Annotated in this window: 15 protein-coding genes and 1 riboswitch; of the genes, 4 read left to right on the forward strand and 11 right to left on the reverse strand. The window is 73.6% G+C overall.

Annotated features, from left to right (window positions below):
- Positions 1 to 81: 81 nt before the first annotated feature.
- The 3 genes from ACFVFQ_RS03520 to ACFVFQ_RS03530 form a co-directional block, all read right to left on the reverse strand.
- Positions 82 to 1290, reverse strand: a complete 1209-nt coding sequence (locus ACFVFQ_RS03520; RefSeq protein ID WP_383407891.1) for an ArsA family ATPase — start codon at positions 1288 to 1290, stop codon at positions 82 to 84.
- A gap of 2 nt (positions 1291 to 1292) precedes the next feature.
- Positions 1293 to 1775: an SRPBCC family protein gene (locus ACFVFQ_RS03525; protein WP_383407894.1), complete on the reverse strand. Its 483-nt coding sequence runs from the start codon at positions 1773 to 1775 to the stop codon at positions 1293 to 1295.
- Between the two features lie 136 nt (positions 1776 to 1911).
- Positions 1912 to 2688 carry a metallophosphoesterase gene (locus ACFVFQ_RS03530; protein WP_274916110.1) on the reverse strand — a complete coding sequence of 259 codons (777 nt, stop codon included), beginning with the start codon at positions 2686 to 2688 and terminating at the stop codon, positions 1912 to 1914.
- A gap of 272 nt (positions 2689 to 2960) precedes the next feature.
- On the opposite strand from ACFVFQ_RS03530, the gene ACFVFQ_RS03535 reads away from it, so the two are divergent.
- Positions 2961 to 4757, forward strand: a complete 1797-nt coding sequence (locus ACFVFQ_RS03535; RefSeq protein WP_383407897.1) for an AMP-dependent synthetase/ligase — start codon at positions 2961 to 2963, stop codon at positions 4755 to 4757.
- A 49-nt stretch (positions 4758 to 4806) separates the two neighbouring features.
- On the opposite strand, the gene ACFVFQ_RS03540 is transcribed toward ACFVFQ_RS03535, so the two are convergent.
- Positions 4807 to 5949: a glycosyltransferase family 4 protein gene (locus ACFVFQ_RS03540; protein ID WP_383407900.1), complete on the reverse strand. Its 1143-nt coding sequence runs from the start codon at positions 5947 to 5949 to the stop codon at positions 4807 to 4809.
- A gap of 186 nt (positions 5950 to 6135) precedes the next feature.
- On the opposite strand from ACFVFQ_RS03540, the gene ACFVFQ_RS03545 reads away from it, so the two are divergent.
- On the forward strand, positions 6136 to 7476 hold the full coding sequence (locus ACFVFQ_RS03545; protein ID WP_383407903.1) for a glycosyltransferase 87 family protein: 1341 nt from the start codon (positions 6136 to 6138) through the stop codon (positions 7474 to 7476).
- Here the strand turns inward: ACFVFQ_RS03545 and ACFVFQ_RS03550 are convergent.
- From ACFVFQ_RS03550 to ACFVFQ_RS03570, 5 genes are all read right to left on the reverse strand, one after another.
- Positions 7433 to 8824, reverse strand: a complete 1392-nt coding sequence (locus ACFVFQ_RS03550) for a hypothetical protein (RefSeq protein ID WP_383407906.1) — start codon at positions 8822 to 8824, stop codon at positions 7433 to 7435. The two genes, ACFVFQ_RS03545 and ACFVFQ_RS03550, sit on opposite strands and share 44 nt — an antisense overlap.
- A gap of 53 nt (positions 8825 to 8877) precedes the next feature.
- A complete protein-coding gene (locus ACFVFQ_RS03555; protein ID WP_383407909.1) occupies positions 8878 to 9924 on the reverse strand; it encodes an NlpC/P60 family protein in 1047 nt (348 codons plus the stop codon).
- 246 nt (positions 9925 to 10170) lie between these two features.
- On the reverse strand, positions 10171 to 11196 hold the full coding sequence (locus ACFVFQ_RS03560; protein ID WP_383407912.1) for an NlpC/P60 family protein: 1026 nt from the start codon (positions 11194 to 11196) through the stop codon (positions 10171 to 10173).
- A 309-nt stretch (positions 11197 to 11505) separates the two neighbouring features.
- On the reverse strand, positions 11506 to 12879 hold the full coding sequence (locus ACFVFQ_RS03565; protein ID WP_383407915.1) for an NYN domain-containing protein: 1374 nt from the start codon (positions 12877 to 12879) through the stop codon (positions 11506 to 11508).
- Between the two features lie 18 nt (positions 12880 to 12897).
- Positions 12898 to 13137, reverse strand: coding sequence for a hypothetical protein (locus ACFVFQ_RS03570; protein ID WP_376565916.1), 240 nt, complete (start codon positions 13135 to 13137; stop codon positions 12898 to 12900).
- A gap of 186 nt (positions 13138 to 13323) precedes the next feature.
- Here ACFVFQ_RS03570 and ACFVFQ_RS03575 point away from each other — a divergent pair, with 186 nt between their 5' ends.
- Together ACFVFQ_RS03575 and ACFVFQ_RS03580 are read left to right on the forward strand one after the other, a co-directional pair.
- On the forward strand, positions 13324 to 14055 hold the full coding sequence (locus ACFVFQ_RS03575; protein ID WP_383407918.1) for a rhomboid family intramembrane serine protease: 732 nt from the start codon (positions 13324 to 13326) through the stop codon (positions 14053 to 14055).
- Positions 14052 to 14333, forward strand: a complete 282-nt coding sequence (locus ACFVFQ_RS03580) for an Lrp/AsnC ligand binding domain-containing protein (RefSeq protein ID WP_248011558.1) — start codon at positions 14052 to 14054, stop codon at positions 14331 to 14333. Before ACFVFQ_RS03575 ends, ACFVFQ_RS03580 begins: the two co-directional genes overlap by 4 nt.
- Positions 14334 to 14982: 649 nt before the next feature.
- Here ACFVFQ_RS03580 and ACFVFQ_RS03585 read toward each other — a convergent pair.
- Complete coding sequence (locus ACFVFQ_RS03585; RefSeq protein ID WP_383407922.1) at positions 14983 to 16356, reverse strand: aminotransferase class V-fold PLP-dependent enzyme; 1374 nt, start codon at positions 16354 to 16356, stop codon at positions 14983 to 14985.
- Positions 16357 to 16559: 203 nt separating this feature from the next.
- A riboswitch (SAM riboswitch) is annotated at positions 16560 to 16677 on the reverse strand.
- A gap of 86 nt (positions 16678 to 16763) precedes the next feature.
- The gene (gene trpD / locus ACFVFQ_RS03590; protein WP_383407925.1) at positions 16764 to 17828 is read right to left on the reverse strand and encodes an anthranilate phosphoribosyltransferase; all 1065 of its coding nucleotides are present in this window, start codon (positions 17826 to 17828) and stop codon (positions 16764 to 16766) included.
- Between the last annotated feature and the right edge of the window lie 105 nt (positions 17829 to 17933).

Here is a 17933-nt window from a genome sequence, read left to right on the forward strand (position 1 = left end):
GCGGACCGGGACGGTGCGCTGCGGTGCGGGCACCGCGGGGCGGTGACCGCTTACGACGTTACCCGAACGGGGGTGCCCGCCTCAGTCGCTCGGCGCGCTCCGCGGCCACAGTCCCGGGTCCGGGGTGAAGCGGATCTCCAGGGCGCCGTCGCGCAGCGCGGCACCGGAGACGGTGCAGCGGCGCAGCGCCGAGGGCAGCGTCCTGATCCGCCGGAAGCGGCCGACGGTCACCACGATCTCGTCGCCGCGGCGCACCAGGCCGAGGCCGTCCCGACGGGCGCCGGGCAGCGGCACCCGCCAGACGAGAAGGCCGTCCGTGGCCAGCCGGTCCTCGACGGTCCAGGGGTCGGCGGGCGCGGCGGCCGGCTCCGCGACGTGCCCGGCGGGCGCGGGCAGCAACGCACCCAGTTCCGCCACGCCCTGCGGGTCGCGGCCCAGGTGGGGTACCTCGTGCACCGGGACGTCGGGGAACTCCTCGCGCAGCGCCTTGAGGGCGGTCTGTTGGGCGCCTGCGAGCCCGGCCAGGAAGGGGTCGGCGGAGCCGACCGGGAGCAGCCGGTTGACCAGGACGCCGTCGGTGCGGCGGCCGTGCAGCGCGAGCCCGACGCGCAGCGTCCGCAGGGTGGCGGTGGCGACCGGGCCGGCGTCGGTGACCAGCCGTACGGAGGTGCCGGGGGCGTCCACCACCCGCTGGACGGCGGCGAGTTCGTCCTCCCAGCGCTCGGCGGCCTCGTACAGCTTCTGGGCCGGCATGGGGACGCCGGCGAGCTGGGCGAGCACCGGGCGCAGCGCGCGGGCCGCCTGGCGCTCGGGCGGCAGTAGACGGCGGAGGTAGCGGCGGACCTGCGCGGGCAGGGCCAGCAGCCGGATCGTTTCGGCGGCCGGTGGCGCGTCGACGACCAGCAGCTCCCAGTCGCCCGAGGCGTGCGCGGCGCGCAGCGCGTGCAGCAGCGCGAAGGACTCGGAGCCGGGGAGTTCGGTCAGTTCGTCCTCGTCGAGAGGGGCCGCGCCGAGCAGGTCGAGGGCTGCGCCGGCGCGCTCCTGGAAGGCGAGGAACTCCTGGCGGAAGCGGTCCGCGGGGTCGATCCGGCGCGCGTAGAGGCCGGGGGCCCCGGCTATCGCGGTCGGCTCGGCGGTGCCCGGGCGGGCGTCGAGGACCATCTCCGGGGCGCTCGCCTGGGTGGTGAGCAGGAGGGTCCGCGCGCCCCGGCGGGCACCGGCCAGGGCGGTCGCGGCCGCCAGCGTGGTGCGGCCCGCGCCGCCGGAGCCGGTGACGAGGACGGTGCGCACGCTCAGTGCTTCTCGGCCTCGTCGGCGGCGGCGCCGGACGTCGCGGAGTCGCCCTCCACGCGCTTCTTCAGGCCGGCCAACGCCCGGTCGATGATGACCTTCTCGGCCTTGCGCTTGATCATCCCGAGCATCGGGATCTTGACGTCGACGGTGAGCTGGTAGGTGACCTCGGTGCGGGCGCCGCCGTCCAGCGCGGCGAGCCGGTAGGACCCGTCCAGGACGCGCAGCATCTGCGACTTCACCAGCGACCAGCTGACCTCGTCCTCGCCGGTCCAGGTGTAGGCGAGGGTGTGGTCGTCCTTGATGGCGCCGGCGTCCAGCACCAGGCGCACCTTCTCCGCGCGGCCCCGGTCGTCGCTGGCGAGGATCTCGGCCTCCTTGACCTCTCCGGTCCACTCCGGATAGCGGTCGAAGTCGGCGATCACTCCCATCACCTCGGCCGGTGCCGCCTCGATCGTGATGTTCGAGCTGGTGTGTTCGGCCATCGCCGTGACTCCTCCATACCGATTCATGCCGGTCCGCCGACCCTGCGGGGAAGACCCCGTTCCCATGGTGTCGCTGCTGCTGAAGGCTACCGCGCGGCGGGGGACGGACCGACACCAGCGGGCCGCCGCGACGGGCTCACCACTCCAGCACGTAGGGGGTGCCGGTCGCGTTGAAGTGCCCGACATTGACGCATTCCGTACCGCCGATCCGCACCCGGTGGGCGAGCGGCTGATGGACGTGACCGAAGAGGGCGTAGCGCGGCCGGGTCGTGCGGATGGCGTCCAACAGGGCGGCGCTGCCGCGCTCGAAGCGGCGGGCGACGGTGTCGTAGCAGAGCTCGGGGACGTCCGGCGGAATGTGGGTGCACAGCACGTCCACCTCGCCGAGCGCCTCGACCTTGGCGGCGTACTCCTCGTCACCGATCTCGTAGGGCGTCCGCATCGGGGTGGTCAGCCCGCCGCCGACGAAGCCGAAGACCCGGCCGCCGATCTCCACCCGCTCGCCGTCGAGGACGGTGGTGCCGGGCCCGGCGTACTCGGGCCAGAGCCGCGGCATGTCGACGTTGCCGAAGGTGGCGTAGGTCGGGGTGGGGAAGGCGGCGAAGAGGTCGGTGTACTGGCGGCGGACCGCGGCCTCGATGACCTCCTCCCGGCTGGCGCCGCTCGCGTCCAACTCGGCCCAGAGCCGGCGGCCCAGCGCCCGGGCCTCGTCGAAGCGGCGGGCGGTGCGCAGGGCGACCAGGGCGTCGGCGTTGGCGGCGCCGAAGAGGTCGGGGAAGATGCCGCGCGAGTGGTCCGCGTAGTCGAGGAAGAGGACCAGGTCGCCGAGGCAGACCAGGGCGTCGGCCCCGTCCCCGGCCGCCGCCAGGTCCCGGCTGTTGCCATGGACGTCACTGACCACATGCACGCGCATGGCGTCACCCTAGATCGCGACGGGCGGCGGCGGGAGGCCGGTGCCGGCCCCGGCGGTTACTTTCGGGTCACCTCTGGGCTGGTCTAGTCTGCGCGTGCAGTCCCCATGACGTGTCCCCAGCATGTGACGCATCGAACATCTGGCCGTAACCCCCTATCCCAACGCACTACCGATGGGTAACGTCCGGGCCGTCCAATCCCCCCGCATGATCATGGACCGCAGCCGGTGCGCACACAGCGTCGTGGCGCCGGCGCTTTCAAGGAGCAGCAGTCTTGCGCGAGTTCAGCCTTCCGGCCCTGTACGAGGTCCCCGCGGACGGCAATCTGACGGACCTGATCCGTCGCAACGCCGCGCAGCACCCGGACGTTGCGGTCCTGGGGCGGAAGGTGAACGGCGCCTGGGAGGACGTGACCGCCACCGTCTTCCTCGCCGAGGTCCGGGCGGCCGCCAAAGGTCTGATGGCCGCCGGGATCCAGCCCGGCGACCGGGTCGGCCTGATGTCGCGCACCCGTTACGAGTGGACGCTGCTGGACTTCGCCATCTGGAGCGCGGGCGCCATCACCGTCCCCGTATACGAGACCAGTTCCGCCGAGCAGATCCAGTGGATCCTCGGCGACTCCGGCGCGGTGGCCTGCCTGGTGGAGACGCCCGCCCACGAGGCGACGGTGGAGTCGGTCCGCGACCGGCTGCCGGAGCTGGCGAACATCTGGCAGATCGAGCGGGACGCGATCGCCCGGCTGCGGGCCGCCGGGGATGACATCACCGACGAACAGGTCGACGAGCGCAGCGCGCTGGCCGACGCGGACTCCCCGGCCACCATCGTCTACACCTCCGGCACCACCGGCCGCCCCAAGGGCTGCGTGCTCAGCCACCGCAGCTTCTTCGCCGAGTGCGGCAACGTCGTCGAGCGGCTGCGCCCCCTCTTCCGCACCGGCCACTCCTCCGTGCTGCTCTTCCTGCCCGTCGCGCACGTCTTCGGCCGGCTGGTGCAGGTCGCCTCCGTCATGGCCCCGATCAAGCTGGGTCACGCGCCGGACATCAAGCACCTCACCGACGACCTGGCCTCCTTCCGGCCGACGCTGATCCTGGGCGTCCCCCGGGTCTTCGAGAAGGTCTACAACGGCGCCCGGGCCAAGGCGCAGGCCGACGGCAAGGGCAAGATCTTCGACCGGGCCGCGGAGACCGCGATCGCCTACAGCCGCGCCCTGGACACCCCCGGCGGCGCCTCCTTCGGCCTCAAGCTCCGCTACAAGCTCTTCGACCGCCTCGTCTACGGCAAGCTGCGGGCGGTGCTGGGCGGCCGGGCCACCCACGCCATCTCCGGCGGCGCCCCGCTCGGCGAGCGGCTCGGCCACTTCTACCGCGGCATCGGCTTCACCGCCCTGGAGGGCTACGGCCTCACCGAGTCCTGTGCGGCCACCGCGTTCAACCCCTGGGACCGGCAGAAGATCGGTACCGTCGGGCAGCCGCTGCCCGGCTCGGTGGTCCGGATCGCCGACGACGGCGAGGTGCTGCTGCACGGCGAACACCTCTTCACCGAGTACTGGAACAACCCGACGGCCACTCAAGAGGCGCTCTCCGACGGCTGGTTCCACACCGGCGACCTCGGCACCCTCGACGAGGACGGCTACCTCGCCATCACCGGCCGGAAGAAGGAGATACTCGTCACCGCGGGCGGCAAGAACGTCGCTCCCGCGGTCATCGAGGACCGCATCCGCGCCCATGCGCTGATCGCCGAGTGCATGGTGGTCGGCGACGGCCGCCCGTTCATCGGCGCGCTGATCACCCTCGACGAGGAGTTCCTGCCCCGCTGGGCCGAGGAGCACGGTCGCCCGGCGGACGCCACGCCCGCCCAACTCGCCACCGACCCCGAGCTGTTGGCCGCCGTCCAGCGCGCCGTCGACGACGGCAACGCGGCGGTCTCCAAGGCCGAGTCGGTCCGCAAGTTCCGCATCCTGCCGACCCAGTTCACCGAGGAGTCCGGGCACGTGACGCCGTCGCTGAAGCTGAAGCGGAACGTCGTCGCCAAGGACTTCGCCGAGGAGATCGAGGCGCTCTACCGCGGCTAGGGCCTGTCCGACCCCTAGCCGTCGGACAGGCCCCAGGCCGCCGGGGCGGTTACAGCAGCTCCCGCAGCTTCTCCGCCAGGAGGTCCCAGCGCCACTTCTCCTCCACCCAGGCGCGACCGCGGGCGCCCATGGTGCGGCGCAGCGCGGGGTCCTTGAGGAGGGCGACGATGCGTTCGGCGGCGGCCGTCGGGGAGCCGCCGGGCACCACCCAGCCGGTCTCGCCGTCCAGCACCGCGTCGGGCGCGCCGCCCGAGTCGCCCGCGACGACCGGGAGTCCGGTGGCGGACGCCTCCAGGTAGACGATGCCCAGGCCCTCGACGTCCAGGCCACCGCGCCGGGTGCGGCACGGCATCGCGAAGACGTCGCCCGCGCCGTAGTGGGCGGGCAGCTCCTCCCACGGGACGGCGCCGGTGAAGCGGACCGCGTCGGCGACGCCCTTCTCCCCCGCCAGCGCGTGCAGTTGCTCCTCGTACGGGCCGCCGCCGACGACCAGCAGCACCGCGTCCGGCACCGCGGCGAGGATCCTCGGCATCGCCTCGATCAGGGTGTCCTGCCCCTTGCGCGGGACGAGCCGGGAGACGCAGACCACCACCGGCCGGTCGGCGAGCCCGAGCCGGGCCCGTACCGCGTCGCCGCCCGAGCCCGGGTGGAAGGTCTTCTCGTCGACGCCGGGCGGGAGTTGGACCATCCGGGCCGCGGCGTTGGGGGTGAGCGCGGCGGCGATCCGCGAGCGGGTGTACTCGCCGAGGTAGGTGAGGGTGTCGGTGCCCTCGCCGATCCTGCGCAGCAGTTGCCGAGCGGCCGGGAGCTGCGCCCAGCCGGCCTCGTGGCCGTGGGTGGTCGCCACGATCCGCTCCGCACCGGCCGCGCGCAGCGCCGGCGCCATCAGCCCCAGCGGCGCCGCGGCCCCGAACCACACCGAGGAGCAGCCGTGTTCGCGCAGCAGCGAGACCGCGCGCCGGGTCACCCGGGGCGTCGGCAGCAGCATCGTGGTGGCGTCCCGGACCACCGGGAACGGCTGCTCGGCATCGAAGGCGGCGGTGGCCGCCCGACCCTCCTCGCTCCGTTTCCAGGTGGAGGCGTAGACGACAACCTGGGCCGGGTCCAGCCGCAGCGCCATGCTGTGCAGGAATGCCTGGATGCCGCCGGGCCGGGGCGGGAAGTCGTTGGTGACGATGAGGGTCTTGTGCACGGTGGTCTCTTTAGGCGGTCGCGGTCTCTCGGCGGGCGGGCCGCGGGGCGGCCAGGGGCTTTGGGCCGACAGTACCGGGTGGCCGGTCCGCCCCGGGCGCCGCGCCCCGCCACGCCCGCACCCGGCCTGCCCGGCCGTGCCCCGCCCGCCCGGCATCATGCAGGCACCACGACCGACGGGGTGACGATGACCAGCACCGACAGCCAGGCGGACGCGACGACAAACCCGGCGGCCGACCGCCCGGGACGACGCCCCCGGGCCGCCCGCGCCGCCCGCTCGACGGTGGTGGCCTGGACGGCGTGGGCCGCGACCCGGGCGCTGCTCCTGCTGTACGTGCTGCGGGTGTTGACGCTGCCCGGCCCGGACGTGACCACCGACGTCGCGGTGATCTACCGCGGCTGGGCCGACGTCCTGGCCGCCGGCACCTTCCCGCTCGACGACGTCACCTGGCAGTACCCGCCGGCCGCCGCGCTGCCGATCCTGGCCCCCCGCCTGCTGCCGTTCCTCTCCTACACCACCGCGTTCGTCGCCCTGCTGCTGGCCGTGGACGCGGCGACGCTGGCGCTGCTGCTGCGCGCCGGGCGCCGACCGGGGCACCGCCGCGCGGGGGCCTGGATGTGGATCGCGGGCGTCGCACTGCTCGGCCCGACCGGCTACGCCCGTTACGACCTGCTGGTGGCGGCGGTGGCCGCGGCGGCGCTGCTCACGGCGGCCCACCGGCCGCGCACCGCGGGCGCGTTGCTCGCCTGCGGCGCCCTGCTGAAGGTGTGGCCGGTACTGCTGCTGGTCGGGGCGCCGCTGCGCGGCCGCCGGGCCCGCGCCCTGTGGGGCAGCGCGGTCGGCTGGGGCGCGGGGCTGCTGCTGGTCGCGGTCCTGGCCGCGCCGGGCGCGCTCGCCTTCGTCGACTTCCAGCGCGACCGCGGCACCGAGGTCGAGTCGCTGGGCGCGCTGGCGCTGCACCTCGCCCGGCACGCCGGCTGGCCCGGCGAGGTCCAACTCCACTACGGCTCACTGGAGTTCCTCGGCCCCGGTGTCCCCCTGATCAGCGCGCTGGCGCTGGCCCTGTCCGGCGCCGCGCTGGCCTGGCTGGTCCGCTGGCGGCTGCGGACGGGCGGGCCGACCCCCGCGACGCTCGGCGACGCCGCCTTCACCGCCGTCCTGCTCTTCGTCACCACGAGCCGGGTGATCAGCCCGCAGTACCTGCTGTGGCTGGTCGGCACCGCCGCGGCCGGCCTGACCGTACGGGCCAGCAGGCAGGGCCCGTCGGCGGTGCTGGTGCTGCTGGCCGCCGCCGTGACGCTGCTGGAGTTCCCGGCCCACTTCGCGGACGTGGTGACGAGCACCCCCTGGGGCATCGCCCTGCTGACCGTGCGCAACGGCCTCCTGGTCGCCGCGTCCCTGCTCGCCTGCCACCGCCTGCGCACCGCCGACGGTCCCGGCCGGCCCGCGCCCGACGCCGGCGTCCCCGGCGCCCGCCCTCCGCTCAGTCCAGCTCCTGACGCACATACGCCCGCCACATCGCGGTGAACTCGGCCATCCCGACGCCCAGTTGGCTGCGCATGGCGCGCTCCACCACCGCGGTGCCGCGGCCGGTTCGCGGGGCGCCGCCCACCGCGGGGGCCGCCGAGCCGGGCGCCGCCGTCGGGGCGGGGGTGCGCGCCTCCATGGGGGCCGTGCCCGGACGGGTCGCGGCGGTGCGCAGCCCGCGCCGGCCGGTGTCCCGGTAGAAGGCCATCAGCCGCGCCTCGCCCCACTTGTCGGCGATCATCCGGCAGGCCAGCCAGCCGCCCTCGTACGCGGTGGCCAGCCGCTCCGCGCCGGACCGGAAGCCGAAGTCGGCGTCGCTCGGCAGCCGGGTCGGCGGGTGGCCGGAGGTGACCGCCCGGGTCAGCTCCGGCGCGGTGGCCGCGGGCCGGCGGCGCACCTCCCGGTAGGCGACCCAGTCCGCGAACCCCTCGGAGAGCCACAGCGGGGTGGCGGGCGTGGTCAGCGCGCGGGTGGCGACATGGGTGGTCTCGTGGGTGAGGACGACCGTGCGGCCCAGGTCGTTGAGCTCCTCGTAGGCGTCGGGGTTGACGATCACCCGGTCCGCGGGGGCCGCGCTCTCCGCACCCGCCTCCCCCGTCGTGACCGCCGCGATCCCGGAGTACCCCGACGGGTCGTCGCTGCCCATCAGTTGGGCCATCCGCTCGACGGTGTCGGGCGCCTCCACCACCACCTTGCGGGCCCACTTCTCCTTCCAGGCGGCGGAGACCGCGGGCACCGCCGCGTCCACCCGCTTCGCCAGATCGCGCAGCCGCGCCGGGTCACCGGCCCCGCCGAGCACGAGGCCGTACCGGCCGCGCACCACCGTGACCGGGCCCTGGTCCCAGAGCTGCCGGGTGCCGGCCCGGCCGTCCGCGGCGCCGTCGGAGTCGGAGCTGACCCGCCAACGGCCGTCCCGTTCGGTCAGGGTGAGGTACTGGAGGCTGGTGACCGGCGCGGTGTCGAAGCCCTTGAGGCGGTAGCGCAGCCGCACCTGCGCGGCCAGCCGCTTCCCGCCGCCCATCGGCAGCGGGAAGGCGCCGGTGGCCACCAGGTCGTAGCGCCAGTCGGCGAGCGGGACGGCGGCGAGGTGGGCGAAGACGTCGCGCTGCCGGGCGCGGAAGCCGGTGGCCCGGGGGTCGACGGAGGCCAGGAAGGCCGCGGTGTCGTGCCGCCGGACGGCGTCGGCCCGCGCGTTGAGCATCTGTTGGGCGCCCGGGTACTGGTCGGTGGGCCCCTCCTCAGCCGCGCACCCGGCGAGCGGGACCAGCAGCGCGCACAGCGACACCGCGCAGCCGACCGGCCGTGCGACCCGCCCCGGCCCCTCGCGTCGCGCCCTCTGGTCCGCCATGCGGCCGATCGTAAGGGCGCCTGGGCCGGCACAAAAACGCAGGGGCGGACGGCTCAGGGCCTGGTGACCGACGAGACCGGCATCATGCCGACCGGGTCGTAGCGCACCCGGGCGCCCGGATAGGGCGCGTGCACGACCTGCCCGTTGCCGACGTACATCCCGACGTGGCTGGCGTCCGAGCGGTAGATCACCAGGTCGCCGGGGCGGGCCTGGGACAGCGGGACCCGGGTGCCGGCGCCGCGCTGGGCCTGGGAGGTGCGCGGCAGCGAGACGCCGGCCCTGCCGTAGGCCCATTGGGTGAGGCCGGAGCAGTCGAACGACGAGGGCCCGCTGCCGCCCCAGGCGTAGGGGGAGCCGACCGCGGCGCGCACCGCGGCGACCGCCGCCGCGGCCCGGCCCGAGCCCGCCTCGACCCCGCTCAGGTCCGGCACCCGTTCGCCCCGCCCGTCGCTGCGGGTGGCCCGGTCGTACGCGGCCCGGGCCGGCGCGGGCAGCGCGTTGAGCAGCCGCCGCGCGGTGGCCAGCTTCCGCTGGACGTCCTTCTTGTGCTTGGCCACCTCGGCGCGGCCGGCCTCCAGTTGGGCCAGTTTCCGGGCCGCTTCCCGGCGCTGCTGGTCCAGTTGACGGGTGGCGGCCTGGAGCCGGTGCAGCTCGCGGGCCTGGGTGCCGCTGAGCCGGTCCAGCGCGGACGCCTTCTCCAGGTAGCTGTCGGGCCGTTCGGAGAGCATCAGTCGGACCGTGGGGTCGATCCCGCCGGACCGGTACTGGGCGGCGGCCAGCGCGCCAAGCCGGGACCGCATGCCGTTGACCCGCTCCTGGGTCCGCGCGGCGCGGTCCTGGAGGGCGGAGACCTCGCGGCGCAGTTGTGCGGTGTGGGCGCTGGCCTCGTCGTACTTCTCGGTGGCCCGCTCGGCCTCCTCGTAGAGCTTGCCGACCCGGGCGGCGGCGTCCTGGCGCCCCGCGGCCGGGTGCTCGGAGGGGTCGGCGCTGGCCGGCTGGGCCGACAGCGCGGCGGCCGCGGTGGCCAGGGCGGCGGACAGGACGGTGACCGAGGCGAGGGTGGTCTGACCGCGCTGCGAGGTACGGCGATGGGACACCACGAGGGCCGCAACTCCTTCCGTGTGCAGCCCCTGCCGCCCGGGCGGGACGGTCGGTGATCCGGCAGCTGCGAGGGCAGACAGTAACCGCGCCGCGGTACGCCGGCCAAAGACCGCTTTTCGTACCCAAAAAGCCGCTCCGCCGGTGACTTCGCAGGTCACCGGCGGAGCGGCAGGTCAGCGGCGGGGGCCGCAATTCGCCCGATCGGGCGGCGGGTTGTGGGTGTTGTGAGGCTTTTCAGACCCGGGTCAGACCCGCACGCCGAACTGGAACGGCATGTTGTTGATCGACTCGTAGCGCACCGCGGCGCCCGGCTTCGGGGCGTGCAGCACGGTGCCGTTGCCGGCGTAGAGGCCGATGTGGTGCAGGTCGCCGTAGAAGAGCACCAGGTCGCCGGGCTTCAGCGCGCTCTGCGAGCTGATCCGGGTGCCGGCGTTGGCCTGCTCCTGCGAGGTGCGCGGCAGCGACTGGCCGGCCTGCGCGTACGCCCAGGACGTCAGGCCCGAGCAGTCGAAGGAGGACGGGCCGGTGGCGCCCCAGACGTACGGGGAACCTATCTTCGACTGGGCGGCGGCCAGGGCGGCCGCACCGCGCTGCGAGGCGGGCACGTCGTCGCCGAGGTTGACCCGGTCGTTGCTGCGGTTGGCCCGGTCGTCCGCGGCCTGCATGGCCGCCCGCTCCTTGGCGGTCAGGGTGTTGAGCAGCTCCTGCGCCTTGGCCAGCTTGCCCTTGATCTCGTCCTTCTTCTCGCCGAGCGACTTGCGGGTCTCGGAGAGGTCCTGGATCTTGCTGGCGGCCTCCGCGCGCTCCTGGGCGAGTTGGCGCTGCTTGTCCGCGATGGTCTTCAGCTGCTCGGCCTGCTTGCCGCTCAACTGGTCGAGCGTGGCGGCCTTTTCGAGGTAGGTGTCCGGATTGCCGGAGAGGAACAGCTGGACCGAGGGGTCGATGCTGCCGCTGCGGTACTGGCCGGAGGCGATCGCGCCGAGGCCCTTGCGCAGCTGGTTCAGTTCGCCCTGGCCGCGGGCCACCTTGTCCTGGAGGTCGTCGACCTCCTTCTGGAGCTTGTCCTGCTGCTCCTTGACGCCGTTGTACTTCTCGGTGGCCTGCTCCGCGTCGTTGTAGAGCTTGTCGACCTCGGACTTGACGTCCTTCTTCGACTGGCTCGGATCGGCGTGCGCCGCCTGGGACGAGAGGGCGACGGCCGCGGCGGCGGTCGCGGTGAGCACGGTCACACGAGTACGGCTCGGCTGCTTGGGTCGACGGTGGGACGCCACGGGGGCGAGCTCCTTCTTCCTCCAGCCGCCTACCGGGAGTGGGGGGAGCTTTTGGGGCCCCGGCTCCGCGCGAACGCCGCGGACTCGGCGGTACCTTCACTGACCATCCCGGGTGGATGATCACCTGTATGAAGGTTCGAGGCCCGACCTTAGTAACCGAGTTGTGATCGCTTCAAATCCTCCCGGGAAAATTCCGTACCGCCGACCCCAACTTTTACCAACATCACACGGCCAGTAAGCGGCATTTGACGCTCCGATACGAAGCGCGGGCGAAGACCCCCGGCGATATTCCGGTCCACGCACGAAATGTCAGGTTCGAGCAAGTCGCTTGAGCAGCAAGGCGGATGCGACCGGCCGGGCCCCCGCCTTGGCGACGCCGTCGGCCACCTCGCGGTCCGAGGAGACCACCACCACCGGGCGGCCGGCCGGCTCGGCCCGCACCAGCTGACGGATCAACTCGTCGGCCGTCACGCCCGGTTTGCTGAACAGCACCCGCACCCCGCGCGGCGGCGCCAACAACACCGGCGCGGCCAACTCCGCCCCGTCGAAGACGCACGTCATCTCCGCACCGGTCTGGGCCGCCAGCACCGCCAACCCGCCCAGCAGCCGCAGCCGCTGCTTCTCCAACGGCATCGTCGGATAGCCGGTCTTGGTGACGTTGTAGCCGTCGACGACCAGATGCGCCTGGGGCAGCGCCAACAGCTGGTCCAGCAGCGCCGGATCGGTCTCCGACAGCGCCCGGGTCGCGATGTCCTTGGGCGTCATCCGGCCCGGCGCGACCGCCTCGACGGTGTCCGCGGGGCGCGCCGCGGCCGGCGGCAGCGCCAGCTCCCGCCGCAGCCCCTGCGCCGCGTCCAACACCGTGTCCAGCAGCAGCCGCAGCCGCATGTCCTCCACGCTGCGCCCCTCGCGGGCCGACCGCCGGCTGGCCTCCAACGCCGCCTCGGCCTCCGCGATGCGGGCCTTGAGCCGGCGCACCTCGCTGTCCGCCGCCGCCTTGTCGGTCGCCGCCCGCTCCCGGGCCTCGGTCAGCGCGGCCTCGGCCTTGCGGACCGCGGCCTCCCCACGCCGGATGTCGCTGAGCGCGCTGCGCAGCTTCCGCTGCAACGACTCGTTCTCCTTGCGGACCGCCTCCAGGTCCGCCCGGACCCGGTCCGCCTCGCTCCGCGCCTCGCCGCGCGCCTGCGCCAACTCCTCGCGCAGCCGGGCCAACTCCCGCTCGGCCTCCTCGCCGGCCCGCTCGGCGCGCGCCCGCTGCGCCTCCTCGCCGGCCGCCGCGACCAGCTTGACCCAGCCCTCGGGACGCAGCACATACGCCGCCGCCGCGACGTCCAGCGGATCGGCGGCGGCCGGCAGGGTCCCCTGCTCCAGCGCCTCGGCGAGCTCCGGCTGCGCCTGCCGCAGCTTGCCCGCGATCCGCTGCCGGAACACCGCGTCGCCCTCCAGCGCCGCAGCCATCGCGTTCCCCGCGAACTTGGCCCGACGACTCGGGGTGAAACGGGCGTACTGCCGCAAGGGGGGCGGGAGTTCGGAGACCGTCAGCGTCCCGAACCACTCCGCGGTGAGCGCCACAACGCGCCGCCGTACGCCCTCGGGCAGTGGCTGATCGAGCACCTCGTCGGCCACTGGACCGGGCGCGTCCGCACGCTCCGCCCCCGGCTCCCCTTCTGGACGTTCCACCACGGCTGCATCGCTCCGATCTCAGGCGCTCGCGCCCGGACGGTCCACCAGCTCGATCTGGTCGACCGCGTTGCACCAGCGGCAGCGCACGGACTCCACGGTCTCGCTGACGACCTCGCGCTCCTCCACCGACGGCTCACCGGCCAGATCCAGGTGCACGTACTCCACCACCTTGGACCGGCGGGTCACATCAAACCGGGTGAGATTGCCACAGAGCGCACAACGCCACCGGGTTTCCGCCGTCGGCAGGGGAACAGCCATCGTGTCGTCCTCTTTCGTACTCGTGCTGCGGTGCGCCCCGCGCGGGTGCGCCGCCGGACTGCGGAAATACGCAACGTACTGCCTGTAACCCTACGGCCTGGCAGGGGGCCGGCGCGGGCCCGCCCGGAAGCCGGGACGCGGCGAGGCACTCTGTCCCGTGTGCCCGCATTGCGCCATGATCACTTCATGACGGCGCCGGCCCACCCCGCCCACTCGCTGCGCGCGGTGTTCTCACGGATGACGAACGTGCTGATCGCGCTGTGCTGCGCGCTCTTCGTGCTCGGCCCCGCCTCCGGCCTGCTCCGCACCTACGGCACCGGCGCCGCCCTGCTCCGCGCCCAGAACGCCTACTTCGCGCACTGGGGCGTGATTCCGCTCGAACTGTGGAGGGGCTCCCCGCGGGCCCTGCTCACCCCGCTCACCGCACTCTTCGTGCACGGCAGCTGGCTGCACCTGCTCGGCAACGTCCTCTTCCTGTACGTCTTCGGCGGCATGACCGAGACCCGGATGGGCCGGCTCCCCTTCACCGTCTTCTACCTGACCGTCGGCTACCTCGCCCTGATCGGCTACGCGGCCGCGCACGCGCACTCGGACCAGACCCTGGTCGGCGCCTCCGGCTCCATCTCCGGCGTCCTGGGCGCCTTCCTCTTCCTCTTCCCCCGGGCCCGGGTCACCAGCCTCTTCCCGTTCCTGTTCTTCCTCCCGCTGCGCTTCCCCGCCTGGATCGTGCTGCTCTTCTGGTTCTGCCTCCAGTGGCAGGCCGCCCAGCACGACCCGGCCGGCCCCGGCGTCGCCTACCTCGCCCACGTCGTCGGCTTCGCCCTCGGATTCCTCTACGCATGGGCCCGCTACGGGCGGGATACTCTGGGGGCCACCAGGGGCAATGGACCGTCGGCCGAGGAAGAGAGCCAGCCGTGATCACGTCGATCGTGCTCATCAAGACCAGCGTGGACCAGATCCCGGAGATCGCCGAGCAGATCGCCGCGCTGGAAGGCGTCAGCGAGGTCTACTCGGTCACCGGCGCCCACGACCTCATCGCGATGGTCCGGGTCGCCCACCACGACGACCTCGCGGACGTCATCCCCGGCCGCATCAGCAAGGTCCCCGGCGTCGCCTCCACCGAGACGCACATTGCGTTCCGCACGTACTCGCAACACGATCTTGAGGCCGCGTTTTCCATCGGCCTCGACGCGTGACGCTTGCGCTTGGCTTGTCTTCCCACGTACTTGGCTTTCCCGCCGTGCGGGTTGCTGTCTTTGCGCCTGCGGCGCAAAGAGCGTTAGTCCGCTGCGCGGGGCTGTCGGCTGCGGTGACGGGCCTCCGGGGCCGGTATGCCAGACTGCTTCGCTTTACGTCTGGCATACCGGCCCCTCCGACCCGTCCCCTCCCGTTGGGTGGGTGGATAACTGGTGGGTGGGGGTTGGCCGTTGGGGTCCCCTGACGGCCGTCGCCCGGTCGCTGGGGCCGCCCGTCCTCCGTCGGTCACCACGCAGACTTACGCGCCCTTGTCCTCTGACGGTCACCACTCAGGCTCATGCGTCCCCCAATGGTCACCGCTCGGGCTCACACACCCACGCGCCCTCTGACGGCCACCACTCAACCCAGCGGCCCGAGTTGACCCACCGGGAGGAAGTTGCACCCACCGTCTTTTCCCACCCACCCACGGGAGGGGACGGGCCGGAGGGGTGGGGGGGCCGGACGTAAAGCGAAGCAGTCCCGGCCCCCCCCCCCCCCCGGCCCCCCCCCCACCCCGACAGCCCCGCGCAGCGGATACGCATTGCGCCGCAGGCGCAAAGACAGCAACCCGCGCGGCGGGAAAGCCAAGTACGTGGGAAGCCCACGGCGCTACGCGCCGACCGGCACACAACGACCGTCCTCCACGCGGTACTTCCACCGCGCCCCGTCGGCGACGAGCTCCCGGACCGCCCGCACGAAGCGGGCAATGTGCTCGTCCGGCGTCCCCGCCCCGAAGCTGACGCGGATCGCGTTCAGGGAGCGTTCGCCGGGGGCCGCCTCGGGGGCGCCGCACTCGCCGGGGTCCTGGGGGGCGCTGCCCAGCAGCGTGCGGACCAGGGGGTGCGCGCAGAACAGGCCGTCGCGGACGCCGATGCCGTACTCCGCGGAGAGCGCCGCGGCGAAGTGCGAGCTGTTCCAGCCGTCGACGACGAAGGAGAGGACGCCGACCCGCGGGGCGTCGTCGCCGAAGAGGGAGAGGATCCGGACTTCGGGGACGTCCGCCAGGCCCGCCCGGACCTGGGCGATCAGCTCCTGTTCGCGGGCGACCAGGCCCTCGAAACCGGCCTCGGTGAGCGCCCGGCAGGCGGAGGCGATGGCGTAGGCGCCGATGACGTTGGGGGAACCGGCCTCGTGCCGGGCGGCGGTGGTGTGCCACTCGACGTCCACCCCGCCGTCGGCGCGCCGGGTCACCTTCCGGCTGGCGCCCCCGCCGGCCAGGTACGGATCGGCGTCCTGGAGCCAGTCGGCGCGGCCGGCCAACACCCCGGCGCCGAACGGCGCGTAGAGCTTGTGGCCGGAGAACGCGACCCAGTCGACGTCGAGTTCGGCGAGGTTCACCGGGTGGTGCGGGGCGAGTTGGGCCGCGTCCAGCACGATCCGGGCGCCGTGGGCGTGCGCGGCGGCCGCCAACTCCCGTACCGGCCACAGCTCCCCGGTCACGTTCGAGGCGCCGGTGACGCACACCAGCGCGGGGCCGTAGGGCTCGCGGGCGGCCAGCGCCTTCTCCAGGGCGTCCACCGCCTGCCGCGGGGTGCGCGGCGCGTTGAGGTACGTCACGGCCAGGTCCGCGCGGCGCTCCCAGGGCAGCAGCGAGGCGTGGTGCTCGGTCTCGAAGACGAACACCCGGGTGCCCTGCGGCAGCGCGGCGGCCAGCAGGTTCAGCGAGTCGGTGGTGGAGCGGGTGAAGACGAGCTGGTCGTCGGGGCGGCAGCCGAGGAAGTCGGCGACCGTCTTGCGGCTGTTCTCGAAGAGGTCGGTGGAGAGTTGGGAGAGGTAGCCGGCGCCGCGGTGGACGCTGCCGTAGTACGGCGCGTAGCCGGCCACGTCGTCCCAGACCCGCTGGAGCGCGGGGGCGCTGGCGGCGTAGTCGAGCGCGGCGTAGTCGACCTCGCCGCCGGTCACCAGCGGGACGGTGACGTCCCGTCCCAGCACGGGCAGCGGGGCGCAGACGGCGCGGTCGGCGGCAGCGACGGAAACAGACATGGCGAACTCCCGTGAGAGGTAGGCGAGTTCACCGCGGTGAGGGGCGTCCTCGGGGCCCGAGAGGGGCGGGGAGGAGCGGCCGGGCACAACACCGCGGTGTGAAAGGAGAGCAGAGCTGAAGAGTGCGGGAACGGGGCCTGCGGCCCTAGCGCATTCGCTGCATCACGGGGAGGCTCCCTCGGGGACCAGGATCCCTGGCGAGGGATCCGCGCTTGCCGCAGACCTCGCTGCCTGCGGCCTGGTCATCACCCGGGGCACCCCGCCACGGAAGGAGGGTTGCCGGACAGCGGGCCGGGGCCTGTGTCGCTGTCACTCGTGACCTGGGCATGAATCTTGCCCGCGCGATCTTCGGTGCGCAAGTCCCGGTCCGCATTCCGGACCGGGACCTGCGTCACATCCGCCGGCCGTCAGGCGTTGCTGGCCGCCGCCCAGCGCTCCAGGGTGCGCTTGGCCGCCCCGGAGTCGAGGGACTCGGCCGCCCTGCCGAGGCCCTCCCGGATCCGCTCGGTCAACGGGGCGTCGGACGGCTCCAACGCGGCCAGCGCGGCCGCCGCGTTGAGCAACACGGCCTCCCGCACCGGGCCGGTCTCGCCGTCCAACAGCCGGCGGGCCACCTCCGCGTTGTACGACGCGTCCGCGCCGCGCAGCGCCGCCACCGGCACCAGGCCGATGCCGACGTCCCGGGGGTCGAACGGCTCCTCGCGGACCGTGCCGTCGCGCACGATCCACACCCGGGAGGTGGCGGTCGTGGTCAGCTCGTCCAACCCGTCGTCGCCGCGGAAGACCAGCGCGGAGGAGCCGCGCTCGGCGAGCACCCCGGCCAGGATCGGCGCCATCCGGGCGTCCGCGACGCCGGTTGCCTGGGCCTTGACCCGGGCGGGGTTGGTCAGCGGCCCCAGCACGTTGAAGGTCGTACGGATGCCCAACTGTCCGCGGGCGGCCGCCACATGGCGCAGCGCGGGGTGGAACTTGGCCGCGAAGCAGAAGGTGATGCCGGCCTCCTCGGCGACCTGAACGACCCGGCGCGGGCTCAGGTCCAGATTGACGCCCAGCTTCTCCAGCACGTCGGAGGCGCCGCTGGCCGAGGACGCGGCGCGGCTGCCGTGCTTGACGACCTTGGCGCCGGTGCCGGCGACCACGATCGCCGACATGGTGGAGATGTTGACGGTCTTCGCCCCGTCGCTGCCGGTGCCGACGATGTCGACGCTGGGGCCTGGCACGTCGATCAGGCTGGCGTGCGCGTACATCGTCCGCACCAGGCCGGAGATCTCCGCGACCGTCTCGCCCTTGGCGCGCAGCGCGACCGCGAAGCCGGCGATCTGCGCATCGGTGGCCTGGCCGCGCATGATCCGGTCCATGACCCAGGCGGTGTCGTCCGCGGTGAGGTCTTGGCCATCGAGGAGGGTGTTCAGGACGACCGGCCAGGAACGGTCCGCCACGCTGCCGCCGCCCGCCGGGGTCACAACGTTCATGGTCCACGCTCCTGGTTCGTCTCTTGCCGCTGTCGTCACCCTATCGACCTCCGCGCATGCCGAAGGGCCCCGTCCACAGGAATGGACGGGGCCCTCTGGGTGGCG

It is taken from the genome of Streptomyces sp. NPDC057743 (genome assembly GCF_042798755.1).
In the GTDB taxonomy this organism is placed as follows: Bacteria; Actinomycetota; Actinomycetes; order Streptomycetales; family Streptomycetaceae; genus Streptomyces.